Origin of the sequence: Pantoea sp. PNA 03-3 (assembly GCF_003201175.1) — a bacterium.
Lineage (GTDB): Bacteria > Pseudomonadota > Gammaproteobacteria > Enterobacterales > Enterobacteriaceae > Pantoea > Pantoea stewartii.
In genome coordinates this window covers 493,359-513,906 of the sequence record NZ_QICO01000003.1, presented here as the reverse complement: position 1 = coordinate 513,906, position 20,548 = coordinate 493,359, and the positions used below count along the sequence as shown (strand labels likewise).

General features: G+C 42.6%; 19 protein-coding genes. All 19 read right to left on the bottom strand.

Going from position 1 to position 20,548, the window contains the following annotated elements:
- Positions 1–2 precede the first annotated feature (2 nt).
- Positions 3–746, bottom strand: coding sequence for a glycosyltransferase family 2 protein (locus C7433_RS12100; protein ID WP_110268247.1), 744 nt, complete (start codon positions 744–746; stop codon positions 3–5).
- A gap of 2 nt (positions 747–748) precedes the next feature.
- Positions 749–2,164 carry a mannose-1-phosphate guanylyltransferase/mannose-6-phosphate isomerase gene (locus tag C7433_RS12095; protein WP_110268246.1) on the bottom strand — a complete coding sequence of 472 codons (1,416 nt, stop codon included), beginning with the start codon at positions 2,162–2,164 and terminating at the stop codon, positions 749–751.
- A gap of 13 nt (positions 2,165–2,177) precedes the next feature.
- Positions 2,178–2,633 (bottom strand): GDP-mannose mannosyl hydrolase, encoded by a 456-nt coding sequence (locus tag C7433_RS12090; RefSeq protein WP_110268245.1) that lies wholly within the window; start codon positions 2,631–2,633, stop codon positions 2,178–2,180.
- Position 2,634: 1 nt separating this feature from the next.
- Positions 2,635–3,597 (bottom strand): GDP-L-fucose synthase, encoded by a 963-nt coding sequence (locus tag C7433_RS12085; RefSeq protein WP_110268244.1) that lies wholly within the window; start codon positions 3,595–3,597, stop codon positions 2,635–2,637.
- A 2-nt stretch (positions 3,598–3,599) separates the two neighbouring features.
- Positions 3,600–4,706, bottom strand: a complete 1,107-nt coding sequence (gene gmd, locus C7433_RS12080; protein ID WP_110268243.1) for a GDP-mannose 4,6-dehydratase — start codon at positions 4,704–4,706, stop codon at positions 3,600–3,602.
- A complete protein-coding gene (locus C7433_RS12075; RefSeq protein WP_110268242.1) occupies positions 4,703–5,740 on the bottom strand; it encodes a glycosyltransferase family 1 protein in 1,038 nt (345 codons plus the stop codon). Before C7433_RS12075 ends, gmd begins: the two co-directional genes overlap by 4 nt.
- Positions 5,741–5,779: 39 nt before the next feature.
- Positions 5,780–6,964 carry an EpsG family protein gene (locus C7433_RS12070; protein ID WP_110268241.1) on the bottom strand — a complete coding sequence of 395 codons (1,185 nt, stop codon included), beginning with the start codon at positions 6,962–6,964 and terminating at the stop codon, positions 5,780–5,782.
- Positions 6,961–7,869, bottom strand: coding sequence for a glycosyltransferase family 2 protein (locus tag C7433_RS12065; protein WP_110268240.1), 909 nt, complete (start codon positions 7,867–7,869; stop codon positions 6,961–6,963). Before C7433_RS12065 ends, C7433_RS12070 begins: the two co-directional genes overlap by 4 nt.
- Positions 7,856–9,097 carry a flippase gene (locus C7433_RS12060; RefSeq protein ID WP_110268239.1) on the bottom strand — a complete coding sequence of 414 codons (1,242 nt, stop codon included), beginning with the start codon at positions 9,095–9,097 and terminating at the stop codon, positions 7,856–7,858. The genes C7433_RS12065 and C7433_RS12060 overlap by 14 nt, the downstream gene beginning before the upstream one ends.
- Before the next feature lie 4 nt (positions 9,098–9,101).
- Complete coding sequence (gene rfbC, locus C7433_RS12055) at positions 9,102–9,665, bottom strand: dTDP-4-dehydrorhamnose 3,5-epimerase (protein ID WP_110268238.1); 564 nt, start codon at positions 9,663–9,665, stop codon at positions 9,102–9,104.
- Positions 9,666–9,735: 70 nt separating this feature from the next.
- Positions 9,736–10,611 carry a glucose-1-phosphate thymidylyltransferase RfbA gene (gene rfbA / locus C7433_RS12050; protein WP_110268237.1) on the bottom strand — a complete coding sequence of 292 codons (876 nt, stop codon included), beginning with the start codon at positions 10,609–10,611 and terminating at the stop codon, positions 9,736–9,738.
- Between the two features lie 49 nt (positions 10,612–10,660).
- Positions 10,661–11,563, bottom strand: a complete 903-nt coding sequence (gene rfbD, locus C7433_RS12045) for a dTDP-4-dehydrorhamnose reductase (RefSeq protein WP_110268236.1) — start codon at positions 11,561–11,563, stop codon at positions 10,661–10,663.
- On the bottom strand, positions 11,563–12,648 hold the full coding sequence (gene rfbB / locus C7433_RS12040) for a dTDP-glucose 4,6-dehydratase (RefSeq protein WP_110268235.1): 1,086 nt from the start codon (positions 12,646–12,648) through the stop codon (positions 11,563–11,565). The genes rfbD and rfbB overlap by 1 nt, the downstream gene beginning before the upstream one ends.
- A 140-nt stretch (positions 12,649–12,788) precedes the next feature.
- On the bottom strand, positions 12,789–13,865 hold the full coding sequence (gene wecA / locus C7433_RS12035; RefSeq protein ID WP_110268234.1) for a UDP-N-acetylglucosamine--undecaprenyl-phosphate N-acetylglucosaminephosphotransferase: 1,077 nt from the start codon (positions 13,863–13,865) through the stop codon (positions 12,789–12,791).
- Between the two features lie 485 nt (positions 13,866–14,350).
- Positions 14,351–15,364, bottom strand: coding sequence for a UDP-glucose 4-epimerase GalE (gene galE / locus C7433_RS12030; protein WP_033740479.1), 1,014 nt, complete (start codon positions 15,362–15,364; stop codon positions 14,351–14,353).
- A gap of 49 nt (positions 15,365–15,413) precedes the next feature.
- Positions 15,414–16,310 carry a UTP--glucose-1-phosphate uridylyltransferase GalF gene (galF, locus tag C7433_RS12025; protein WP_006119858.1) on the bottom strand — a complete coding sequence of 299 codons (897 nt, stop codon included), beginning with the start codon at positions 16,308–16,310 and terminating at the stop codon, positions 15,414–15,416.
- A 268-nt stretch (positions 16,311–16,578) separates the two neighbouring features.
- Positions 16,579–17,919 (bottom strand): lipopolysaccharide biosynthesis protein, encoded by a 1,341-nt coding sequence (locus C7433_RS12020; RefSeq protein WP_033740483.1) that lies wholly within the window; start codon positions 17,917–17,919, stop codon positions 16,579–16,581.
- Positions 17,916–19,139, bottom strand: a complete 1,224-nt coding sequence (locus C7433_RS12015; RefSeq protein WP_110268233.1) for a glycosyltransferase — start codon at positions 19,137–19,139, stop codon at positions 17,916–17,918. Before C7433_RS12015 ends, C7433_RS12020 begins: the two co-directional genes overlap by 4 nt.
- Positions 19,140–19,143: 4 nt before the next feature.
- On the bottom strand, positions 19,144–20,406 hold the full coding sequence (gene wcaK, locus C7433_RS12010; protein ID WP_110268232.1) for a colanic acid biosynthesis pyruvyl transferase WcaK: 1,263 nt from the start codon (positions 20,404–20,406) through the stop codon (positions 19,144–19,146).
- Between the last annotated feature and the right edge of the window lie 142 nt (positions 20,407–20,548).

Sequence of the window (20,548 nt, the reverse complement as noted above, 5' to 3'; positions counted from 1 at the left end):
TTTTATTTTATAAATTGAGGAAGTTTAGAGATATTTTTACACAGCAGAACAGTTGGCCAAAACAAACCATTTTTCTTTATAACATCAATATCTTCACGGGATTTTTTTAAGATATTTTTGATTGAACGATTGCTTTCGCCGCCGACCCGCATCGAAATGGTAACTTTAGGAAGATATGATACATTAGCTTTATGAACATACAAATAACGTAACAGCGAATCATAATCCGCAGAAATCCGATACGTTAAATCAAAAACGCCCCATTCATCATACCTTTTCTTTTTCATATAAAAGGTTGGATGAGGTGGCATCCAGCCAAGCTTAATTTTTTTCACATCATAGAAGCCGCTCAACCATTTACGAACGACTTTATCCGTATTTTTCTGAGAAACATAATTAAGGTCTGAGTAAACAGCATCTATGTCATCATCTGTAAAACTACTTACAATTTCAGAAATGGCTGATGGATAAGAAAAAATATCATCTGAATGTAAAAAACCAATAATATCGCCTGTAGCATTAAGAATACCTTTATTTAAAGCGTCATAAATGCCTCTATCAGGCTCACTGATAATTTTGGTAATACGTGTACAGTTTTCTTGCGCCACGGCTAATGTATTATCTTTTGAAGCACCATCGATAATAATAAATTCAATGTTAGGATAATCTTGTGATTGCAATGATAAAACAGTGTCTTTAATTGTTTTTTCACTATTATAGGTTGCTGTTATAATAGAAACTTTCATTCTTAATATCCTGTCCCGTCATCACCAATACGGATGACATCATCTTCAGACAAGTACGTTCCGGTACGTACTTCAATAATTTCAAGCGGAAGAATGCCAGGATTTTCAATAGCGTGGGCTTCCCCAATCGGAATATAAATAGATTCATTTTCCGTAATGAGATAGCTTTGGTCACCTTTATGAACTTTAGCGGTTCCTGAAACAACAATCCAGTGTTCAGCACGGTGATGGTGTATTTGCGTTGCTGTACGCTGCCCCTGCTTAATCGTCAATTTTTTTACGTGAAAACGAGCACCTTCACTTATTGTATCGTGTGATCCCCAAGGTCTGAATATTTCACGATGTTGCAAATGTTCGCAACGCGAATCAATTTTTAGCTGATGTACAATATCTTTAACACCCTGTACTTTATCCTTATGTGCAATCAATACAGCATCTTTTGTCTCTACGACAACTAAATTGTTAATGCCTACAGTAGCAACTAATTTGTTTTGAGAATATATATAACTATTGTAAGTATCGGAAGTAACGACATCACCTCTGATAGCGTTTTCATTACCGTCTTTAGCATTTATCTCCCATAAAGCAGACCATGAGCCAACATCACTCCAGGCAGCATTCATTGGAACCAAAGCTGCATCCTGTGTTTTTTCCATTACAGCATAATCAACGGATTCATCAGGACAACTTTTAAATGCATTATCATCTAAACGTATAAAATCAAGATCGTTGTGTTGTCCTAATAGAGCTTGCTCACACCGCTCCAGAATATCTATATGAAACTTGCGAATTTCATTAAGAAACACAGACGCACGGAATAAAAACATCCCACTATTCCAGTAGTACTCACCCGATGACAAATATTCTTGTGCAGTTTCTAAATTGGGCTTTTCAACAAATGAATCCACTTTATAAGAGTGGTCATTGAGTTTTGAGCCTTGTTTGATATAACCGTACCCAGTTTCAGGATGGGTCGGGACGATACCGAAAGTAACAAGTTTACCTGCTTCAGCCAAAGGAATAGCATTTTCAACTGATGCTAAAAACGCTTTTTCATCCTTGATAACGTGATCGGCAGCGAGCACTAACAAAACGGGATCGCCAAAATCTTTTACAGCCTGTAGCGCAGCGAGAGTTATTGCTGGCGCCGTATTACGGCCTACAGGTTCCAGGAAAATCCCTCCGTGTTTTACATTCTGCTGGCGTAACTGTTCAGCAACAATAAATCTGTGTGATTCATTACATATTATATAAGGCGGAAGATGAGGCAATGGCTCAACACGCTTAATCGTTTCCTGTAGCATTGTTGAATCAGAAGTAAGTGCAAGAAATTGCTTAGGATATAACGTTCTTGACAATGGCCATAAGCGACTACCTGAACCTCCAGCCATAATAACAGGTAATAAATTAACTGACATAATTTCAATGCCTTTATTGAAAATAATTCTTAGTATAAAAATGAACAGAGTCAGAAGCTAAAATTTCTTCTTTACTGAACCACTTGAATTTTGAATGCTGGTTTACGGGAAAACTTTCCAAATCAGATCTGTAGGAAATATTATAAGCAAGGACAATGTAATGCGTTGAGACACTATCACTTACATATGAATCGTTGTAGAAATGCTCATACACACTTTTAAAACTTGCGCATTCAATTTCTAAATGAAGATTTAATTCATCGCTGACGATCCGCTTGAACGCGTCAGCAATTGACTCAGATTTAAAAATTCTCCCGCCAGGTACAAACCAATGATGCTGCGCAGGTTTATTATTCCTGTATCCTAATAAAAACTTCCCATCTGAGTTTTCGAGAATCAGGTCTATTGATATCAATGGAGTATTGGCCAGAATATTTTCGAATAAATCCCTACTTAATCGCTTTACCATTTTACTTCCTAAAAGAATGCTGGTTCATTAAAAACCACTTATAAGTTTCTTTGAGGCCAGTATGAAGGTCAGTTGAAAATGACCATCCCATATCTTTCAAGCGTTGTACATCGAGTAATTTTCTCGGTGTTCCGTCAGGCTTTGAACTATCAAAAATTATTTTGCCTTTATAACTAACTACTTCGGCGAGCGTATTTGCCAGTTCTCTTATAGTACAGTCCACACCTGTACCAACATTTATATGCGATAACATAGGCATAGTATTAGCAGCATAACTGGCGTAATCCAATTCCATAACGTAGACAGATGCTTCCGCCATGTCATCAACATATAAAAATTCACGCATGGGGTTACCGCTTCCCCATACTGCCACTGTAGGCTCATTATTTAGCATCGCCTCATGGAAGCGACGCATCAGAGCAGGTACAACATGTGAGTTTTCTGAATGAAAATTATCGTTTATACCATACAAATTTGTTGGCATTACACTGCGGTAATCTCGAGAAAATTGTCTGTTGTACGATTCACATAATTTGATGCCCGCTATCTTAGCAATCGCATAGGGCTCATTGGTGGATTCAAGTACTCCAGTAAGAAGAGCAGATTCTTTAATAGGCTGCTCTGCAAACTTAGGATATATGCAACTCGAACCTAAAAAAAGCAGTTTTGGGACATTTGCCAGATGCGCTGCATGAATGACATTACATTCAATTAGCATATTTTCATAAATGAAGTTCGCGGGGAACTGATTATTAGCCTGAATCCCCCCTACCTTTGCAGCAGCAAGATAAACCTCATCAATCTTAGTTTTACAAAAGAAATTTTCGACATCATCTTTTGAAAGTAGATTCAACTCTTCTTTACTTTTAGTAATGATTTCAATATCTTTGCGCTTTGAGAGTTGGCGAACAATTGCAGAGCCCACCATGCCTCGGTGTCCCGCTACAAAAACTTTTTTAGTCATAATTAGCTTTCCACAGAGATTGAAACATTGAAGCCATGACTTTTCAATAATGCGAACTGTTTGGCGTTACCTAAATCATGTTCCACCATTTCTGCACACATTTCTTCTACGGTAATTAGAGGTTCCCACCCAAGTAACTCTTTTGCTTTAGATGGATCACCGAGGAGAGTTTCAACTTCCGCAGGTCGAAAATAACGAGGATTAACTCTTACAATGACATCACCAACTTTCACTTGCGGAGCATTGTCACCTGAAACCGAAGTTACCGTAGCGATTTCATCCACGCCTGTGCCAGTAAACGTTAATTCAATGCCAAGTTCACGAGCCGACATTCTGACAAATTCACGAACTGAAATTTGTTTACCCGTGGCAATAACGAAATCATCTGCTTGGTTTTGCTGCAACATCATCCATTGCATACGTACATAATCTTTGGCATGACCCCAGTCACGTAACGAGTCCATGTTGCCTAGTTCTAACTGTTTTTCAAGACCCTGTGCAATATTAGCAAGCGTTCGCGTAATTTTTCGCGTAACAAAGGTCTCACCACGGCGCGGGGATTCATGATTAAACAAGATACCATTGCAAGCATACATGCCATAAGACTCACGATAGTTAACAGTGATCCAATAGGCGTACATTTTTGCTACTGCGTAAGGTGATCTCGGATGAAAAGGCGTAGTTTCTTTCTGAGGAATTTCTCTTACCTGACCATATAATTCGGAAGTTGAAGCCTGATAAAATCTGGTTTTTTTCTCAAGACCACAAATACGAATGGCTTCAAGCAAACGAAGAGTACCAATTGCATCTACGTCAGCAGTATACTCAGGTGATTCAAATGATACCGCAACGTGAGACATTGCACCAAGATTATAAACTTCATCCGGACTGATATCTTTCATTAGTCTTATTAAATTAGATGAATCAGTCAAATCACCATAATGAAGATACATATTGCGATTTTTACTTAAAGCATTATCGATCCGTTCAGTATTGAACGATGATGTGCGTCGAATAATTCCATGGACTTCATATCCCTTTTCCAAAAGAAAATCTGCAAGATAAGAACCGTCCTGACCCGTTACGCCTGTAATTAATGCTTTTTTCATTTTAAATCTCTTATTTCATCATAAAAATTTAATGTTTCCTGTGCCATTTTTGTCCAGGAATATTTTTCAGAGTTTGTAAGTCCGTTAGTGACCAACTTTTCTTGTATTCTTTTATCATCGAGCTGATATAACGCCTGACTTATATCAACTTCAGTAATATTGTCCAGTAAAATCGCTGCACCTGTAGCTATTTCTTTTACTGAGGAAGAATTTGAAGCAATAACAGGACAGCCTGAACGCATCGCTTCTATAACTGGGATTCCAAATCCTTCATATAAAGACGGGTAAATTAAGCAATAGGCATTTGAGTAAAGTGCATTAAGTTCCTGTTCATTTACAAACCCTGCATGACTGTAACGCCCAGGTATGGTATTGCGCAATAAAATAAGTTCTTCAGGATTAAAACTGCCGCCACCTACGACGATTAATTTTATGTCTTTATGATCTTTTAGCGCTTTTACACAAGAAACGAAGTTTTTGTATCCTTCTCTTGCGCCAACAAAAAGAACATATTTACCTTTATCGCTTTTAGTGTTTAATGGTACAAAATCGCTTACACCATTATATATAACTTTAGTTGGTATATTTTTAGCTTCGGGAATATATTTCAACATATCCTTTCGGGTGGATTCAGAAATACAAATAATCCCATCACTGTTAAGTATCGCTCGTTTTTTTTGCCAATGATGAATTTTAGTTTTGACCCCCCTGGGGAATACTTCATAGGTAAAATCATGAACCGTGGTAATTATTTTTACATTATCTTTATTAACGGGAAGCCGGTAATAACTTGAGTGAAAAATGTCGCTTTTACTTTCTGGCGATATACTAACATCAATATAACGCTCGATATTAATATTTAGTCGTGGCTTACGATTTACCTGCAATTTTTTTGCATAAGGATTGCTGTTTGGATAAATTATCAGTTTATTTTTAACATTACTTTTATCCAAAAATTTCAAATACTCATCAAAATATACAGATATTCCACCTGAGTTTTGTAATGAGTATATAATTCCATCAATATAAATCATCAATACGCCTTAGTATAATATTTTATCTGTTATCATACATTATATTGAACATAAAAACTCCAAACCCATAGTGTGCAGAACTGCACATTTTTTCTTCGCTCTGATATAAAGCCCATCATCGTTTAGGTAATTAGCGGCCTGAAATATTGTTTCCTGATTAATTATTCCATAACGCGAATGTTCATAAAGCATGGGACGTGCTGCTTGCGCTATGAGAAATAAGTAAATCATCAATTTAGTAACGGGAAAAGATGCAGTGCTTTTTATTTTCTCAAAATAAACAGAGTCGGAAATTTTCGCATTGAGTAAGATAATGATAAAGGGTAATCCGTACCAACCTATTCTTGTCATCACCGGCATCATTTTCCCAATTATTATTGAAAAACTAATATAGAGAATTACGCCTGGTAAGACTAAATTCAAATGATGTAAAACATTTTCATCTTTCTTACGCTTCAGCCCCTTGTAGCAAATATAGACAAGAACGATAAGGATTAAGTCGAAGAGAGTACCTACGCCAGCTGAAAGCTGTGGCCGATAAGCTTCAGAAGTCAGATAGAAATTCAATTTTTCGTACGCAAGCGATCCTGGTTGTAAAAACGAGAAAGCTATATTTAAAATAATGAACGGTACAAACAAGAATGCGAGAGAAAGTATTAATGTCGACATTGAACTTAAGTGTGATATTCTCGGGGATATCACTGGTAAGATAAAGAGTATACATATTATGGCCGTTGTATGCACTGTACTTGCCAACAAAACCAGAAGTATATAATTTATTATTTTTCTTTTAAAAAGGAATGGTATAGCCAACAATAATAAAGAGATTGCTATCGATTGCCTTACGGCCTCTACATATAACATCCAATACATGAAAGACAGCATTGAAAAATATATAAACGCTTTATTCTCAAACTGTTTAGAAAATTTATCAAGGCAATAAATATTAAATATAACTATTATTATATTATAACCCAGGAAACCTAAATTGCCAAAAATGTAAACTATTAAATTAAAGCCAGGCTCAAAGCTAGGTGTATTTTCGTCACACTGACCATTTTGAATGCAATCATAATTCAAAAAATATCCTATCCAATCCCCCCCGGATGGATAAGAGAAACAAAACACAAAAAGAGTAATAATTAGACAAGTTATTCTTTCACTTTTTTGGTGTCTAAATAAGGAGATAAAAAGGGTTATAAAGAAATAGGTAAAATAAATCATCTGGTTACCACAAAAGCAATGAGCATAAAAAAAGCATACCCTCTTCTGCTACCGAATAAAATTTCAGGTGTAATATTTCTTAACGCAAAAAAAACATCTGTTAGCCAAGAGTTTCCGACCGAACCAAGAGACTCGTTACCTCTGATTTTCTTGGTTTCTGCGATGAGCTTTGTGATCTTTTTCCTGTATTTTATTATTTTATCGATTGTGTTAGGTAGACTTTTTATCTTGGTTGTTAATGTTTTTCCTGAACCCCCTACAACATTATTGCTATGCTGACGATAAAAAATAGTCTGGTGATCATAGAAAAACAATCCCTTTTCAGTTGCTGCGTTTAAAGCTAACCAGTTATCATGCATCGTAATTCCTTCTGGCAATGGCAAGCATTTATCGAGCAGTTTTCTGTTCATGATTACTGAACAACCGTATACACTACATTGCCAAATTAAAGTTTTATAATCGCTATTTTTTAATGGGTCAATTGAGCGTGATTTATAAAAACTCTCAGAAATAACTTTCAGATTTTCGTCGACAAGTGTAAGGTCACTAAAAACCATTGCAACCTTATCTTGAGGTTTCTGCATAATAAAATCTAATAAATCTTTGATACGATGCTCGGGCCAATAATCATCCTGATCTGAAAGTAAAACAAATTCTGCATTTGTACATAGTAAAGCTTTATTGAAATTGTTAACTACGCCACCTTGCCTTTCAATATTAATTAATTTTATTCTGGTATCCTGATTTGCAAACTCTTCAATGATTTTTTTCGTATTGTCAGTTGACGCATCATCACTGATATATAAGGTCCAGTAAGGGTAAGTTTGATTTTGAATAGAGCGTAATTGTTCTGCTATATACTTTTCACCATTATAGGTTGCCATTGCAATATCAACGTTCTGCATCCAATTTCCTTGAAAGATAGAATAAAGCAAAAAAATCCACCATCACTCTTATACTCCATGCTACCGCTGCCCCTGTTAAAGCATAGTTTACAGTAAGAAAATAAAGCATAAGTAGATAAGGTATTAACTCGGCCATATGAAGGCTTGCTGTAATATGTGCTTTACCTATAGCCTGTATTTTAGAAAAGGGGATTTGAGCCATTGCATTAAATACAAATCCTATTAATAGAATCTGTAATATTTTTGCTGGCTCTCCCGCATACGCAGATCCCATCCATGTAACAAGGATTTTTTCTGCAAAAAAAATACCAATAAAGACTATGGGTAAACAACACCCAGCCATTAGCAAATAACTAAGCTTCTCGAGTTTTTTTCCGTCAGCGTTTCCAGCGCTTAACTTTGGGAAAAGCGCTCTCGATAACGCTGTAGGAATGTTCAACAGTCTGGAGACAGCTTCTGAAGGCGCAGTATAATAAGCTATTTTGTTAGCACCTAAAAGATGAGAAATTACGAAGCGGTCAAAATATACCATGACTGGTGAGATGATGTTACTTATAGTTATCCAACCACCAAATTTCAAAAGTCGAAAATAAGTTTCTTTACTTAACTGAAACCTTCTAAGGATAATTTCGCGGCTAAAATAAAAGCTCATTATAAGTGAAATTACTCGCCCAATTAGCAGTCCAACAATGGCATAATATAAAGTATGCTGTATTAACATCAACATTGCAGGTATCGCTGCGATAGAAGAACTACTGAGCGCACGTTGCATATTAATGATGGCAAATCTTTCGTGTCCTTCCAGATACGCTAGCCATATTTGATTTAATAAAAATACAGGTATTGTAATTGCAAGCACTTTAAATGAAGATTTGACATCATCAATATGAAATATTGAAACTTGTAAAAAACCGGGTATAAAAGGAATTAGAATATAGAGTATACTGCCTGCTAAACAGCCCAATAAAAATACTGAAACTGAGGCTGTAGATATTATTTTAATTTGCTCTTCATGGTCATTTCTGAATAAAGAAATTTCTCTTATAACGGCACGCGTTAATCCTGCATCAAAGATGCTTGCATATCCTACAATCGCAAATGCCAACGTAAAAATGCCAAAAAGTTCTGTTCCGAGTTCGCGTGCCAGGATTCCCAAACTTGGTATGGCCACAATTGTAGGTATCATGAACCCAGAAAGATTGAGTATGCTATTTTTGATTAAACTCATTTAATTACACAGTAATGAAATTATGTAGATTAGATGCGAAAGGTGTACCTTTTTCATCCTTAGCAGAAAGTTCTGGCAACACTTTATCAGGGATGGGCCAGGAAATATTTAAATCTACGTCATTCCATTTAATGCATCTTTCGCACTCTGGTGAGTAGTAATCGGTAGTCTTATAAACAAACTCAACATCATCTGTAAGAGTGTAAAACCCATGTGCGAAGCCTTCCGGAATCCATAATTGTTTTTTGTTTTCCGCAGATAATCGTATACCAAACCACTTGCCAAAAGAAGCAGAGTCTGGCCTTATATCGACAGCAACATCATAAACTTCACCTCTAACACACCTTACGAGCTTACCTTGAGCCTTGGGTGATTTTTGAAAGTGAAGTCCGCGTAAAACATTTTTCTTTGATTTAGAATGATTATCCTGTACGAAGTTAACTTCATAGCCAACAGCTTCATCAAAAATTTTTTTATTAAAGCTTTCGAAAAAAAAACCGCGATCATCGCCAAATACTTTTGGTTCAATTACTAATACATCTTTAATATCTGTATCTATAATATTCATTTTTTCTTTCTGAATTGAATTTTAATAAAGAATGATTTTTCTTATAAAGTCAGCGATTATTAACCGTAAGTTATGAGCTGATCATTCTCATCAGGTATTTACCGTATTGATTTTTTTCGAGTGGTTTAGCTAGCTTAGCAACCTGTTCACGATCAATAAAACCTTTTCGGTATGCGATTTCCTCAGGACAAGATACTTTTAATCCCTGTCGTTCTTCAATGGTCTGAATAAAATTACTCGCTTCAATCAAACTTTGATGCGTTCCAGTATCTAACCACGCGAAACCTCTTCCCATCATCGCTACAGAGAGATCTCCCCGCTCAAGGTAAAGCCTGTTAATATCTGTGATTTCAAGCTCACCACGAGGTGACGGTTTTAGATTTTTCGCCATTTCGACGACACTGTTATCGTAAAAATAAAGTCCGGTGACAGCATAATTGCTTTTCGGTTTAGCTGGTTTTTCTTCAAGGCTGATTGCTTTGCCATCTTTATTAAATTCAGCAACACCGTATCGCTCGGGATCATTGACATGATAAGCAAAAATGGTAGCGCCCTCATCTTTCACGATGGCTGTTTCCATGAGTTTTGGCAAATCATGCCCGTAGAATATATTATCGCCTAAAATTAATGCACAGTTATCATTGCCAATAAACGCCTCACCAAGAATGAAAGCCTGGGCAAGACCATCCGGGCTTGGCTGCACTTTATATTGCAAGTTCACTCCCCATTGACTACCATCGCCTAAAAGTTGCTCAAAACGAGGTGTGTCCTGTGATGTGCTGATAATCAAAATATCATTTATACCTGCTAACATAAGTGTTGAAAGCGGGTAATAGATCATAGGTTTGTCGTAAATAGGCAGAAGCTGTTTACTAACAGCCATTGTGACTGGATAGAGGCGTGTTCCTGAACCGCCCGCCAGAATAATTCCTTTCCGCTTTGCCATTCTTTTATCTCTTTAAGCATAAAATGCCTGATATCAGGCATTAAATTAATTATTTATCTTTTTGCTGCATTAAAACTTCGTTTAACATACGCTCAACACCTGAGTACCATTCAGGTAAATTTAATCCAAATATATGTTGGAAATGGGAGTTATTGAGTCGAGAATTATAGGGGCGACGAGCCGGTGTAGGATAGGCGCTGCTTGGGATGGCATTTAACTTTTCGAGAGAAAGCATGATACCTTTGTTTCGGGCTTCATTAAAAACAAATGAAGCGTACTCATACCAGGTTGTTGTACCACTTGCAGCCAAATGATAAATGCCTGCGACTTCAGGTTTACGTAATGCCGTCTGAAGGGCATGGGCGGTGCAGTCCGCCAGCAGTTCTGAGCCTGTGGGGGCGCCAAACTGATCGTTTATAACAGAAAGCTCTTTTCTCTCACTGGCTAACTTCAGCATCGTTTTAGCAAAATTGTTACCATTTGCCGCATAGACCCAACTTGTACGTAAGATCAAAAACTTCTGGCAATATGCAGCTAGTGCATGTTCACCAGCAAGCTTACTGGCACCATAGGTGTTTACTGGACTGGTCAAATCAGTCTCGGTCCAGGCACAATCACCTTCACCTGAGAATACATAGTCAGTTGAATAATGAACAACCCAGGCATTTATTTTTTTCGCTTCTTTAGCAATTGTCTCAACGCAATGAGCATTGATTAGATATGCCAGACTGGATTCAGACTCTGCTTTGTCAACAGCAGTATATGCAGCTGCATTCACAATAATCTCGGGCTGGATTTGCTGAATTGTCTTTGCTATTTCATCTGGCTGACTTAAATCACCACAATAATTTTTGCTGTGTCTGTCCAATGCTATTACATTGCCTAAAGGTGCCAGAGCGCGCTGAAGTTCCCAGCCAACCTGGCCCGATTTCCCAAACAACAGGATATTCATTACTGGCGGTCTCCATAATTCTCTAAAATCCAAGTTTTGTAGGCACCGCTTTTGATATTATCAACCCATTGCGTATTTGCCAGATACCAGTTCACCGTTTTACGTATACCGCTTTCAAAGGTTTCTAATGGCTTCCAACCTAATTCACGGGCTATTTTCCCTGAATCGATTGCGTAGCGGCGATCGTGACCAGGTCGATCTTTGACATAAATTATTTGTTCACGATATGATGTTTTTTTAGGTACGATTTCGTCCAATAAATCACATATAGTATGCACAACATCTATATTTTTCTTCTCATTGTGCCCACCGATATTATAAGTTTCGCCAATTTTACCCGTCTTAACGACGGTTAAAAGTGCTCGTGCATGATCCTCCACATATAACCAGTCACGAATCTGATCGCCTTTCCCATAAACGGGCAAAGGTTTGCCCTCAAGTGCATTTAAAATCACCAGAGGAATAAGTTTCTCTGGAAAATGGTACGGGCCATAGTTATTTGAGCAGTTTGTCACAATCACAGGTAAACCATATGTCCGTGACCAGGCTCTGACTAAATGATCGCTGGATGCTTTTGAAGCAGAATAAGGACTGCTCGGTGCATATGCAGAATGTTCGGTAAAAAGGGGCAAAGTTGAAATATCTTGCACCTCATCTGGATGTGGTAGGTCTCCGTATACTTCATCCGTAGAGATATGGTGGAAGCGGAAATTAGCCTTACGGGATTCATCCAGTTGCATCCAGTATTTTCTGGCAGCATCAAGAATTGTATAAGTCCCCACAATATTCGTTTCTATAAAGGCTGCGGGGCCGGTAATTGAACGATCAACATGACTTTCTGCTGCTAAGTGCATAATTGCATCTGGTTGGTAACGTTTAAGGATAGTATCCATTTGATCGGCATTGCATATATCAGCATGTTCAAAATTATAGCGTTGATGCTTGCCAACATCTTTAAGAGACTCAAGATTACCTGCATAGGTTAGTTTATCAACATTAACTACGCTGTCTTGCGTATGTTCAATAATGTGTCGAACTACCGCAGATCCAATAAAACCGGCACCACCAGTAACTAGAATATTCACAATCGCTATCCAGAATTTATTCTTTTAAACATTCAGAAAAGATAATGACTATCCATTTCTAAATTTCATGAAAGTTATGTTAGGAGAAAATTACATCTAATAAAGTTTTCCGAACTATATAAATTTCACATCATTAGATTTTAAAATTTATCAGCCAATGCATTCGTATCATTTTGTTTAGCTAAACTAATTTGATTAACTCTATGAAATCGCGCTGAACGGTATATTATTCCATTAAATGAAAGGAATGCAGCAATAAAAAGCAGCAATTGCCAGCTGTCGCTTACGCCCAAAGAATCAAATGCAACGCCTGCTGCTGCCAGTATAGCTGCGAATATGACCATAACGACAAGTGTCCCGCGTCCAGTCAATCCTGCCCTCATGAGCAGATGATGCAAATGTTCCCGATCGGGTTTGAAAGGGCTATAGCCTCGACGGAGACGAGCAGCCATAACACGTGCCATATCCATGAGCGGAACGGCGATTAGCCATAACGCAGTCACTGGACGAATCACGGCTTCTGTGCCTTGTGTCGCCAACATTAATAGCCAAATTACTGTAAAACCTATTAAGGTACTTCCTGCATCACCCATAAAGACCTTAAATTTATTGCCCCAGGGAATGCCCAGATTGAGTAATATGTATGGTAAACATGCCGCCATCAAGCATGTACACCATAGGGCAAGAGGCGTGTTTCCGCCGATTTCAAACACGATTCCTAAGGCACCAAATGTGACGCACGACAAAGCTCCTAATAGTCCATCTATACCATCTACCATATTGAATGCGTTTACCGCGCCGATGACAGCAAAAAGCGTCACCGCATAACCAAAAATACCCAATACTAACTGAAAGCCGAAAAGCACATTTCCTAATGAATACAAGTAATAACCATTCCACATCATGATACAAGCCATCAATGCCTGAATCATGATGCGTGGCATTACCGGAAGATCAAAGCGGTCATCAAGGACGCCGACGACCAGCAGTACCGTGGCACAGAACATGTAGATGGTGAAATCAGGCAGCCAACCTGGCTGCATGATGTATAAAATCCATAGTGATAAGTAGACCGAAACGCCGCCAACTAAGGGAATGTGTCCTTTATGCTGCTTTCTGTCGTTAGGCTTATCGACCAGTCCGACTTTGCGAGCGACCTTGCGCGCAATGAATAGCAACGCGAATGCACTTAGAAAAACACAAACGATCTCTTGCATGTATGCACCACTGCTGAGTTGTCATATTTTAACCACGCTACCGCCCCTGGCTATCGCTACCACTTGCGTGAACATAGTTTTAGCCATCGTTAAGCATAGACTGCATTACAAAATGGCGTTGTCTTGCCCGGTTATTATTTTCGAGAACCTGGCTGAATCGATAAAAAACCTTACGATTCTCGTACTATCCTGGCTTTGAGACAAGGTTTAAAGCGCCACTTTTTGACAATTTTCTGATCACACAAGATTTGGCATCTGAAATCTGACCATTTAATCAACAGATTTTGTTTTCTGTGGCAAGCGGGATGGGTTGAAAGCGCCCTAGATTTTTGATTTATGGACAAAAAATAACTAAGTCCATTTTTTAACAGGTGAGTTGCTTACAATGATGTGAACGGTTTAAAGACAATACAGGAACATCCCATACGTGCGGCTGCTTGTTAGCATCGAACGATATGGGATTTTACAAATGCTAATGAGTAATATTAACGAAACCCTTCCGGATTCTTCGACTGCCAGTTCCACGTATCGCGCATCATCGCGTCAATCCCCCGTGTCACACGCCAGTCCAGTTCACGGTTCGCCAGCGACGCATCCGCCCAGAACGCCGGCAGATCGCCATCGCGACGTGGCTTGATTTCATACGGAATCGGTTTGCCCGAGGCTTTTTCGAAGGCTTTGATCATCTCCAGTACGGAGAAGCCTTTGCCACCACCCAGGTTGTAGGCTTTATAACCTTCAATTTTGTCCAGATGATCCAGCGCTTTAAGGTGGCCTTCCGCCAGGTCAACGACATGAATGTAGTCACGCAGGCAGGTGCCGTCTGGCGTATCATAGTCACCGCCAAACACACCGAGTTTATCCAGACGACCGATAGCGACCTGGGCAATGTAGGGCAGCAGGTTGTTTGGAATGCCTGACGGATCTTCACCGATCTCACCCGATTCATGCGCGCCAACCGGATTGAAGTAGCGAAGCGCAATGGTTTTGAACTTCGGCTCGGCTTTGGCAAAATCACGGATAATGAATTCGACCATCAGCTTAGAGGTGCCGTACGGGCTGGTCGTCCCCCCAATTGGGGTAGTTTCAACGTAAGGTACCGGCGCGTTAGCGCCGTAAACGGTGGCAGAGGAACTGAAAATGAAGTTCCAGACGCCAGCGTTACGCATTTCTTCCAGCAGAACAACGGTACCGGCAACGTTATTTTCGTAATATTCCAGCGGCATACGCGTGGATTCACCCACCGCTTTAAGTGCGGCGAAGTGAATCACGGCAGAAATACGGTGAGAGGCAAACAGGTCGCGCAGGCAGGCGCGGTCAAGGACATCACCTTCAATAAAGGTGGCTTTCTTGCCGGCGAGTTTCTCAACACGGTTAATCGCCTCACGCGAGGCATTGCACAGATTATCCAGGACGACGACGTCGTCACCGCGCTCCAGCAGCGCCAGTACGGTATGAGAGCCGATGTAACCCGCGCCGCCTGTAACCAAAATTGCCATCTCAACTTCTCCCTTTCTGCCGCGTTAACCGCGGCGAATTATACAGTGATTACTTCGCCAGAATATGCTTGATCGCTTCGCGGAAATCACGGCCCTGCGCATTGTTTCGTAAACCGTACGAGACAAATGCCTGCATGTAACCCAACTTGCGTCCACAGTCAAAGCTGTGCCCGGTCATCAGGGACACATCAACCGTTTTTTTCTTGCTCAGGCTGGCAATCGCATCCGTTAACTGAATACGTCCCCATGCGCCCGGTTCGGTACGTTCCAGTTCTGGCCAGATATCGGCAGAGAGGACGTAGCGCCCTACCGCCGCCAGGTCTGAGTTTAACTCAGCCGGATGCTCTGGTTTCTCAACGAAGTTACTGATGGTGCTGACGTCGCCCGGGTTTTCCAGCGGTTGTTCCGTCGTGATCACCGAGTATTCTGACAGGTCATAATCGGTCAGATGCTTCGCCAGAACCTGGCTATGACCGGTCTCTTCAAAACGCGCCACCATGGCCGCCAGATTATAACGTAAATGGTCAGCGGTAGAATCGTCCAGCAGGACATCAGGCAGAACGACAACAAACGGGTTATCGCCGATCATCGGACGGGCACAGAGGATGGAGTGTCCCAGACCCAGTGGCTGCGCCTGACGTACGTTCATGATGGTCACGCCTGGCGGACAAATTGACTGTACTTCACTCAACAGTTGGCGCTTCACGCGCGCTTCAAGCAACGCTTCAAGTTCGTACGTTGTATCGAAGTGGTTTTCCACCGCATTTTTGGACGCATGGGTGACCAGCACAATCTCTTTAATACCTGCAGCTACGCACTCGTCAACGATGTATTGAATCATTGGCTTGTCCACAACAGGCAGCATCTCTTTCGGAATGGCTTTGGTCGCCGGAAGCATATGCATGCCGAGACCCGCAACCGGGATTACTGCTTTAAGCTTGGTCATATTTATTCCATCTAATGAAGTGAAGACATGCGTCAATTATGCCGGATGGACCGGAAAAGGAAGTATAATCTTTATCTGAAAAGCCCACACTAACTCGCTGTGAAATCTTACAAATTCGGGATTTTCCCTGGGTTTTCGCCGTTTGGAAATAAAGCGCAATCCCGCAGACAAGCGAGTCTCTGGCGGTCCGAATGCAACGCCCTTTGCCCTTTTTAAGGCCAGCCATAAAACGACACGGGCGACCCGAAGCCGCCCGTGATAATGACACTTACAGCCACTGTTCAAACCATTCCGGCATCACGAAAAGGTTGAAGTGATTGACCAGCAGCATCAGTCCCGCAAACAGCACGGAGACCGACACCCACTGTCGGGCATAGGGTATAAAACGAATGCCAATGACCGGTTTAATAAAGAACGGATGCGCCAGGGCGGAAATTAACACCTGCGAAATCGACAGCGTCAGCGCGACATAGAGGACGTTCGGCCAGATAAAGGTCGTGGCCAGCACCGCCACCACCACCAGACTCGCGACGATGTTCCAGTAGAACTCCACGTTGGTGCGACCGTTAGCCTGGGAAATAGCACCAGTCAGACCGCCCATCGGCCGCAGCATGCCAAACAGCAGCATCAACGGAATGAGATGGTAAACCTGCTCATGTGAGGCACCATACAGCACGCGAACAATGACGGGTGACAAAATACCAATAGCCAGATACATCGCGCTGCTGAACAACATAATCACCAGCGTGCCCTTGAGGAACAGTTTCTTCAACTGCTCTGGATCGTGCTGCTTCTCGGCAAAGCGCGGCAGCGCCAGGCGGTTAATCACGGGCGACACCAGCTTGAGCGGTTGCAGCACCAGCTCTTTCGCCAGTGAGTAAACACCGAGCATGTCAGCGCCCATCACTTTCCCCACCACCAGCGCATCGGCCTGGGTGCGTAACTGGTTAATCGTCTGCGAACCGAGCTGGTAAATTCCGTAGCGTACCGCGTTAAAAAAGGTCTGTTTGTCGAACTCCAGCGTAGGCCGCCAGGACTTCTCTCCAAGCGCAATCATGCACAAAATACGAGTGAACGCATTGATAAACAGGCCCAGAATCGCTGCTGCGACGGTGAGCGACGTAAACTCCAGCATGGCGACAACACACAGAAAGGCGAACAGCTTCGTGCCCATCTCAATTTTCGCCAGCGAAACCATGCGTTTGGTTTTGATATAGTGCGCCTGATACTGAGACAGATGACCGAGCACCAGGAAGTTGAGACTGGTCAGCATAATCAGTCCGGTTAACGCCGGAAGGTGATAGAACCAGGCAACCGGGAAAGCAATGCCCAGCATAACCAGGCCGGTACAGAAACTAATACCGACGTTAACCCAATAGATCGTGCTCTGCTCGCGGCGCGTGATGTCCTGGCGGTGTACCAGATAGCTGCTCATTCCCATGTCCTGCAGGACACCCGCCACCGCCAGAATGGCGTTGATAATGGCCAGCAGCCCCAGTTCATGGGTTTCGAGTTTACGGGCGAGAAAACTCAGTTGCGCGACCTGCAGTACGGCTGAAAAACAGGTACTGCCAAACAACCAAATCGCCTGTGACTTTATTCCACTCAAACCATTTGCTCCAGAATCTGTGCCAGCTCGCGGTAGGCGATATGCTGATTAAACTCGGTTTCCACTTTCTGTCTGGCGGCCGCAACAACGGGGGCAACGTCTACCTCGCCCTGGGACAGTTTCAGTAAGGTGTCGGCCAGCGCGTCAGCGTCATCTTCTTTGACCAGCCAGCCGGAAACGTTGTTTTCGATAAGTTCAGGAATACCGCTGTGGAAGGTGGAGACCACCGGCAGCCCAACCGCCATCGCCTCCATCAGCGCGACAGGAATACCTTCCATGTCGCCATCGGCGGCGGTTTTTGACGGCAGCAGGAAGATATCGGCATCACTCAGCGCCTTACGAATCTCCTCCTGCGGTTTAAAACCTGGCATGGTGACGCAATCCTGCATCGCTTCGTTCGCAATGAAGTCACGCATCATCTTGTCCTGATCGCCGTTACCAATAATCGTGTACTGGAACTGACCGCCGCGCTGCTTAAGCATGGCGCTGGCTTTGACCGCGACATCCAGGCCTTTCTTCTCAGTCAGGCGGGCGACAGACACGATACGCAGCGGCGTGTGAAAACCGTCGCGCGGCTGGAAGTTGAATTTCTCTGGCTCGATGCCCATACGGGTCACGTGAATCTTTTCGGGCGGGCAGCCCATTTCGATCAACTTGTTTTGCCACAGATGGCTGATCGGTAGCATCAGCTCGCTCTGCTGAAACAGGTTGCGGTAATCCTGCTTGTGCTCGTCAAGAATGTGACGACGCGAAATATCCGCGCCGTGGAAAACGGTGGCCTGTTTGCCCTTCAGAATACCCAGTTCGCGGAGTTTATTTGCCAGCGCACCGGCATAGCCGAAGTGCACCAGGAACACATCCGCTTCATAGGTCTGACGCGCATTGGCGACAATGGCGGGAAGCAGCAGTTTGCTTGATTGTGCGCCATAGCGGCGCACGTTAAGCGAACGTAATAAGGATGCCCGGGTGATTTTAGGCAAAACGAGTTTCAGGCGTTGTCCCAGCTTGTCCGTCAGCGACACTTTTTCTTCTGGCAGCAGGTAGTGCGTTTTTGCTGCCAGGCCGTACTCATCAAACGCGCCATGCCGGTTGACCAGATCCCCCGGAAATACCGAGATAATCTCAACGTCATAGCCCGCATCAATAAAATGAGTGACCTGGTTCAGAACAAATGTTTCAGAGGCAACCGGGAAACGCATCGTGAAAAAAGTCAGTTTCATCACATCATCCTATTACGTTTAGAATCTCTTCAGTGATTCGGTTACCCACTTCCCTTTCGTGCGCCACGGCAGCAGCAACGTTTTGCTTGATCGCGTCGTAGTCGGCCAGGACGCTCTGCACCTTATCGATCAGGGAACCGTCCATCAGGCTCTGCACATCGGTCGCCATCTGCGGCAGGCCTAACTGATTCATGACGCCCATGGATTTGTGCTCATAGTTAATCGCTACGGCAGGCGTGCCGAAGTTCATCGAGATAATGGCAGAGTGCAGACGGGTACCAATGGTGAGATGACACTCGCTGAGCAGCACACCCAGTTCCAGGTCATTAAACTCGTCCATCACGACGTGATAATGCTCAGACTGTTGTACGTGGTCACGCAGGGTCAGCGCGACCATGCGGTCATCTTTGGCGTAGCTGTCGATACCGGTGCAGGTAGACAGGGCGACGACCTGATAACCGCTCGCGATCATCGCGTTAATCACCCGGCCACATGCGGCTTCATAGTCTTGCTGCGTGACGCCCAAACGCTTATCAAAGGGGGCCAGTTCGCGTACCGTGATGGCAATGGTTTTACGCGCGCGGATCACGCTCTGCCAGTGTTGCAGGCTGTGGCTGGGGTTTTCCACTTCACGGGCACGAACCAGAAACGCGGTATCCACACCGGCCACCACTTTCGAGCTGGTAACGCCATCCCGCTTCATCAGATCCAGACTGACCGATTCACGCAGAATAAGCTTGTCCACCCGATCAAACACAAAATTTGCCAGTTGGTTGGTGCGCGCATTCTGGAACGGACCGACCGAGTGACCAATCAGGTAAATAGGTTTTTTAGCTAACAGAGCACAAAGCGCATGGTCAAACTGCGTTACGCCATAGAGATCGACAAAGAATGAGCCGCCTACCTGGATGATGGCATCATAATCCTTCAGGCTTTCCGTAAAGGCTTTAAGGTGCGGCGGCACGGAAAATGACTTGTAAGGACCGCCCTTACCCAGGTGTGCCATCATGATGTTCGGCATCAGGCGGTTCGCTACCTTACGTTTGACCGAGCCAATCAGGCCCTTCCCCGAGGAGTTGTTATGCAGGAACAGCTTGTCCTGCTGAATATGTTGCTGAAGCAGATAACCGGAGCTGGTTGGATAACGGCTAATCACATCAATATCGACATCGTTGCGCGCGGCCTGAATTGAATCAATCAGTCCACGCAGAATCGCGCCATCCCCACGATTCCCACAGGTATGGTTACCCACCAATAAAATTTTCATAAAAACTCCGAATTAAATTTTTTCTAATTCTAACAACCGCCCAGTTCCGAAACGGGCAAAATGAACACTGATAAAAAACAGCAATAACGTGCACGCCAACAGCCCAGATCCCGTTGGCCCTGGCTGCCGCTAAGGGCAGCCC

What these genes read in the sequence shown, in the direction of transcription:
- C7433_RS12100 (WP_110268247.1), bottom strand. Translation starts at nt 746, where the DNA reads ATGAAAGTTTCTATTATAACAGCAACCTATAATAGTGAAAAAACAATT.
- C7433_RS12095 (WP_110268246.1), bottom strand. Translation starts at nt 2,164, where the DNA reads ATGTCAGTTAATTTATTACCTGTTATTATGGCTGGAGGTTCAGGTAGT.
- C7433_RS12090 (WP_110268245.1), bottom strand. Translation starts at nt 2,633, where the DNA reads ATGGTAAAGCGATTAAGTAGGGATTTATTCGAAAATATTCTGGCCAAT.
- C7433_RS12085 (WP_110268244.1), bottom strand. Translation starts at nt 3,597, where the DNA reads ATGACTAAAAAAGTTTTTGTAGCGGGACACCGAGGCATGGTGGGCTCT.
- gmd (WP_110268243.1), bottom strand. Translation starts at nt 4,706, where the DNA reads ATGAAAAAAGCATTAATTACAGGCGTAACGGGTCAGGACGGTTCTTAT.
- C7433_RS12075 (WP_110268242.1), bottom strand. Translation starts at nt 5,740, where the DNA reads ATGATTTATATTGATGGAATTATATACTCATTACAAAACTCAGGTGGA.
- C7433_RS12070 (WP_110268241.1), bottom strand. Translation starts at nt 6,964, where the DNA reads ATGATTTATTTTACCTATTTCTTTATAACCCTTTTTATCTCCTTATTT.
- C7433_RS12065 (WP_110268240.1), bottom strand. Translation starts at nt 7,869, where the DNA reads ATGCAGAACGTTGATATTGCAATGGCAACCTATAATGGTGAAAAGTAT.
- C7433_RS12060 (WP_110268239.1), bottom strand. Translation starts at nt 9,097, where the DNA reads ATGAGTTTAATCAAAAATAGCATACTCAATCTTTCTGGGTTCATGATA.
- rfbC (WP_110268238.1), bottom strand. Translation starts at nt 9,665, where the DNA reads ATGAATATTATAGATACAGATATTAAAGATGTATTAGTAATTGAACCA.
- rfbA (WP_110268237.1), bottom strand. Translation starts at nt 10,611, where the DNA reads ATGGCAAAGCGGAAAGGAATTATTCTGGCGGGCGGTTCAGGAACACGC.
- rfbD (WP_110268236.1), bottom strand. Translation starts at nt 11,563, where the DNA reads ATGAATATCCTGTTGTTTGGGAAATCGGGCCAGGTTGGCTGGGAACTT.
- wecA (WP_110268234.1), bottom strand. Translation starts at nt 13,865, where the DNA reads ATGCAAGAGATCGTTTGTGTTTTTCTAAGTGCATTCGCGTTGCTATTC.
- galE (WP_033740479.1), bottom strand. Translation starts at nt 15,364, where the DNA reads ATGGCAATTTTGGTTACAGGCGGCGCGGGTTACATCGGCTCTCATACC.
- galF (WP_006119858.1), bottom strand. Translation starts at nt 16,310, where the DNA reads ATGACCAAGCTTAAAGCAGTAATCCCGGTTGCGGGTCTCGGCATGCAT.
- C7433_RS12015 (WP_110268233.1), bottom strand. Translation starts at nt 19,139, where the DNA reads ATGAAACTGACTTTTTTCACGATGCGTTTCCCGGTTGCCTCTGAAACA.
- wcaK (WP_110268232.1), bottom strand. Translation starts at nt 20,406, where the DNA reads ATGAAAATTTTATTGGTGGGTAACCATACCTGTGGGAATCGTGGGGAT.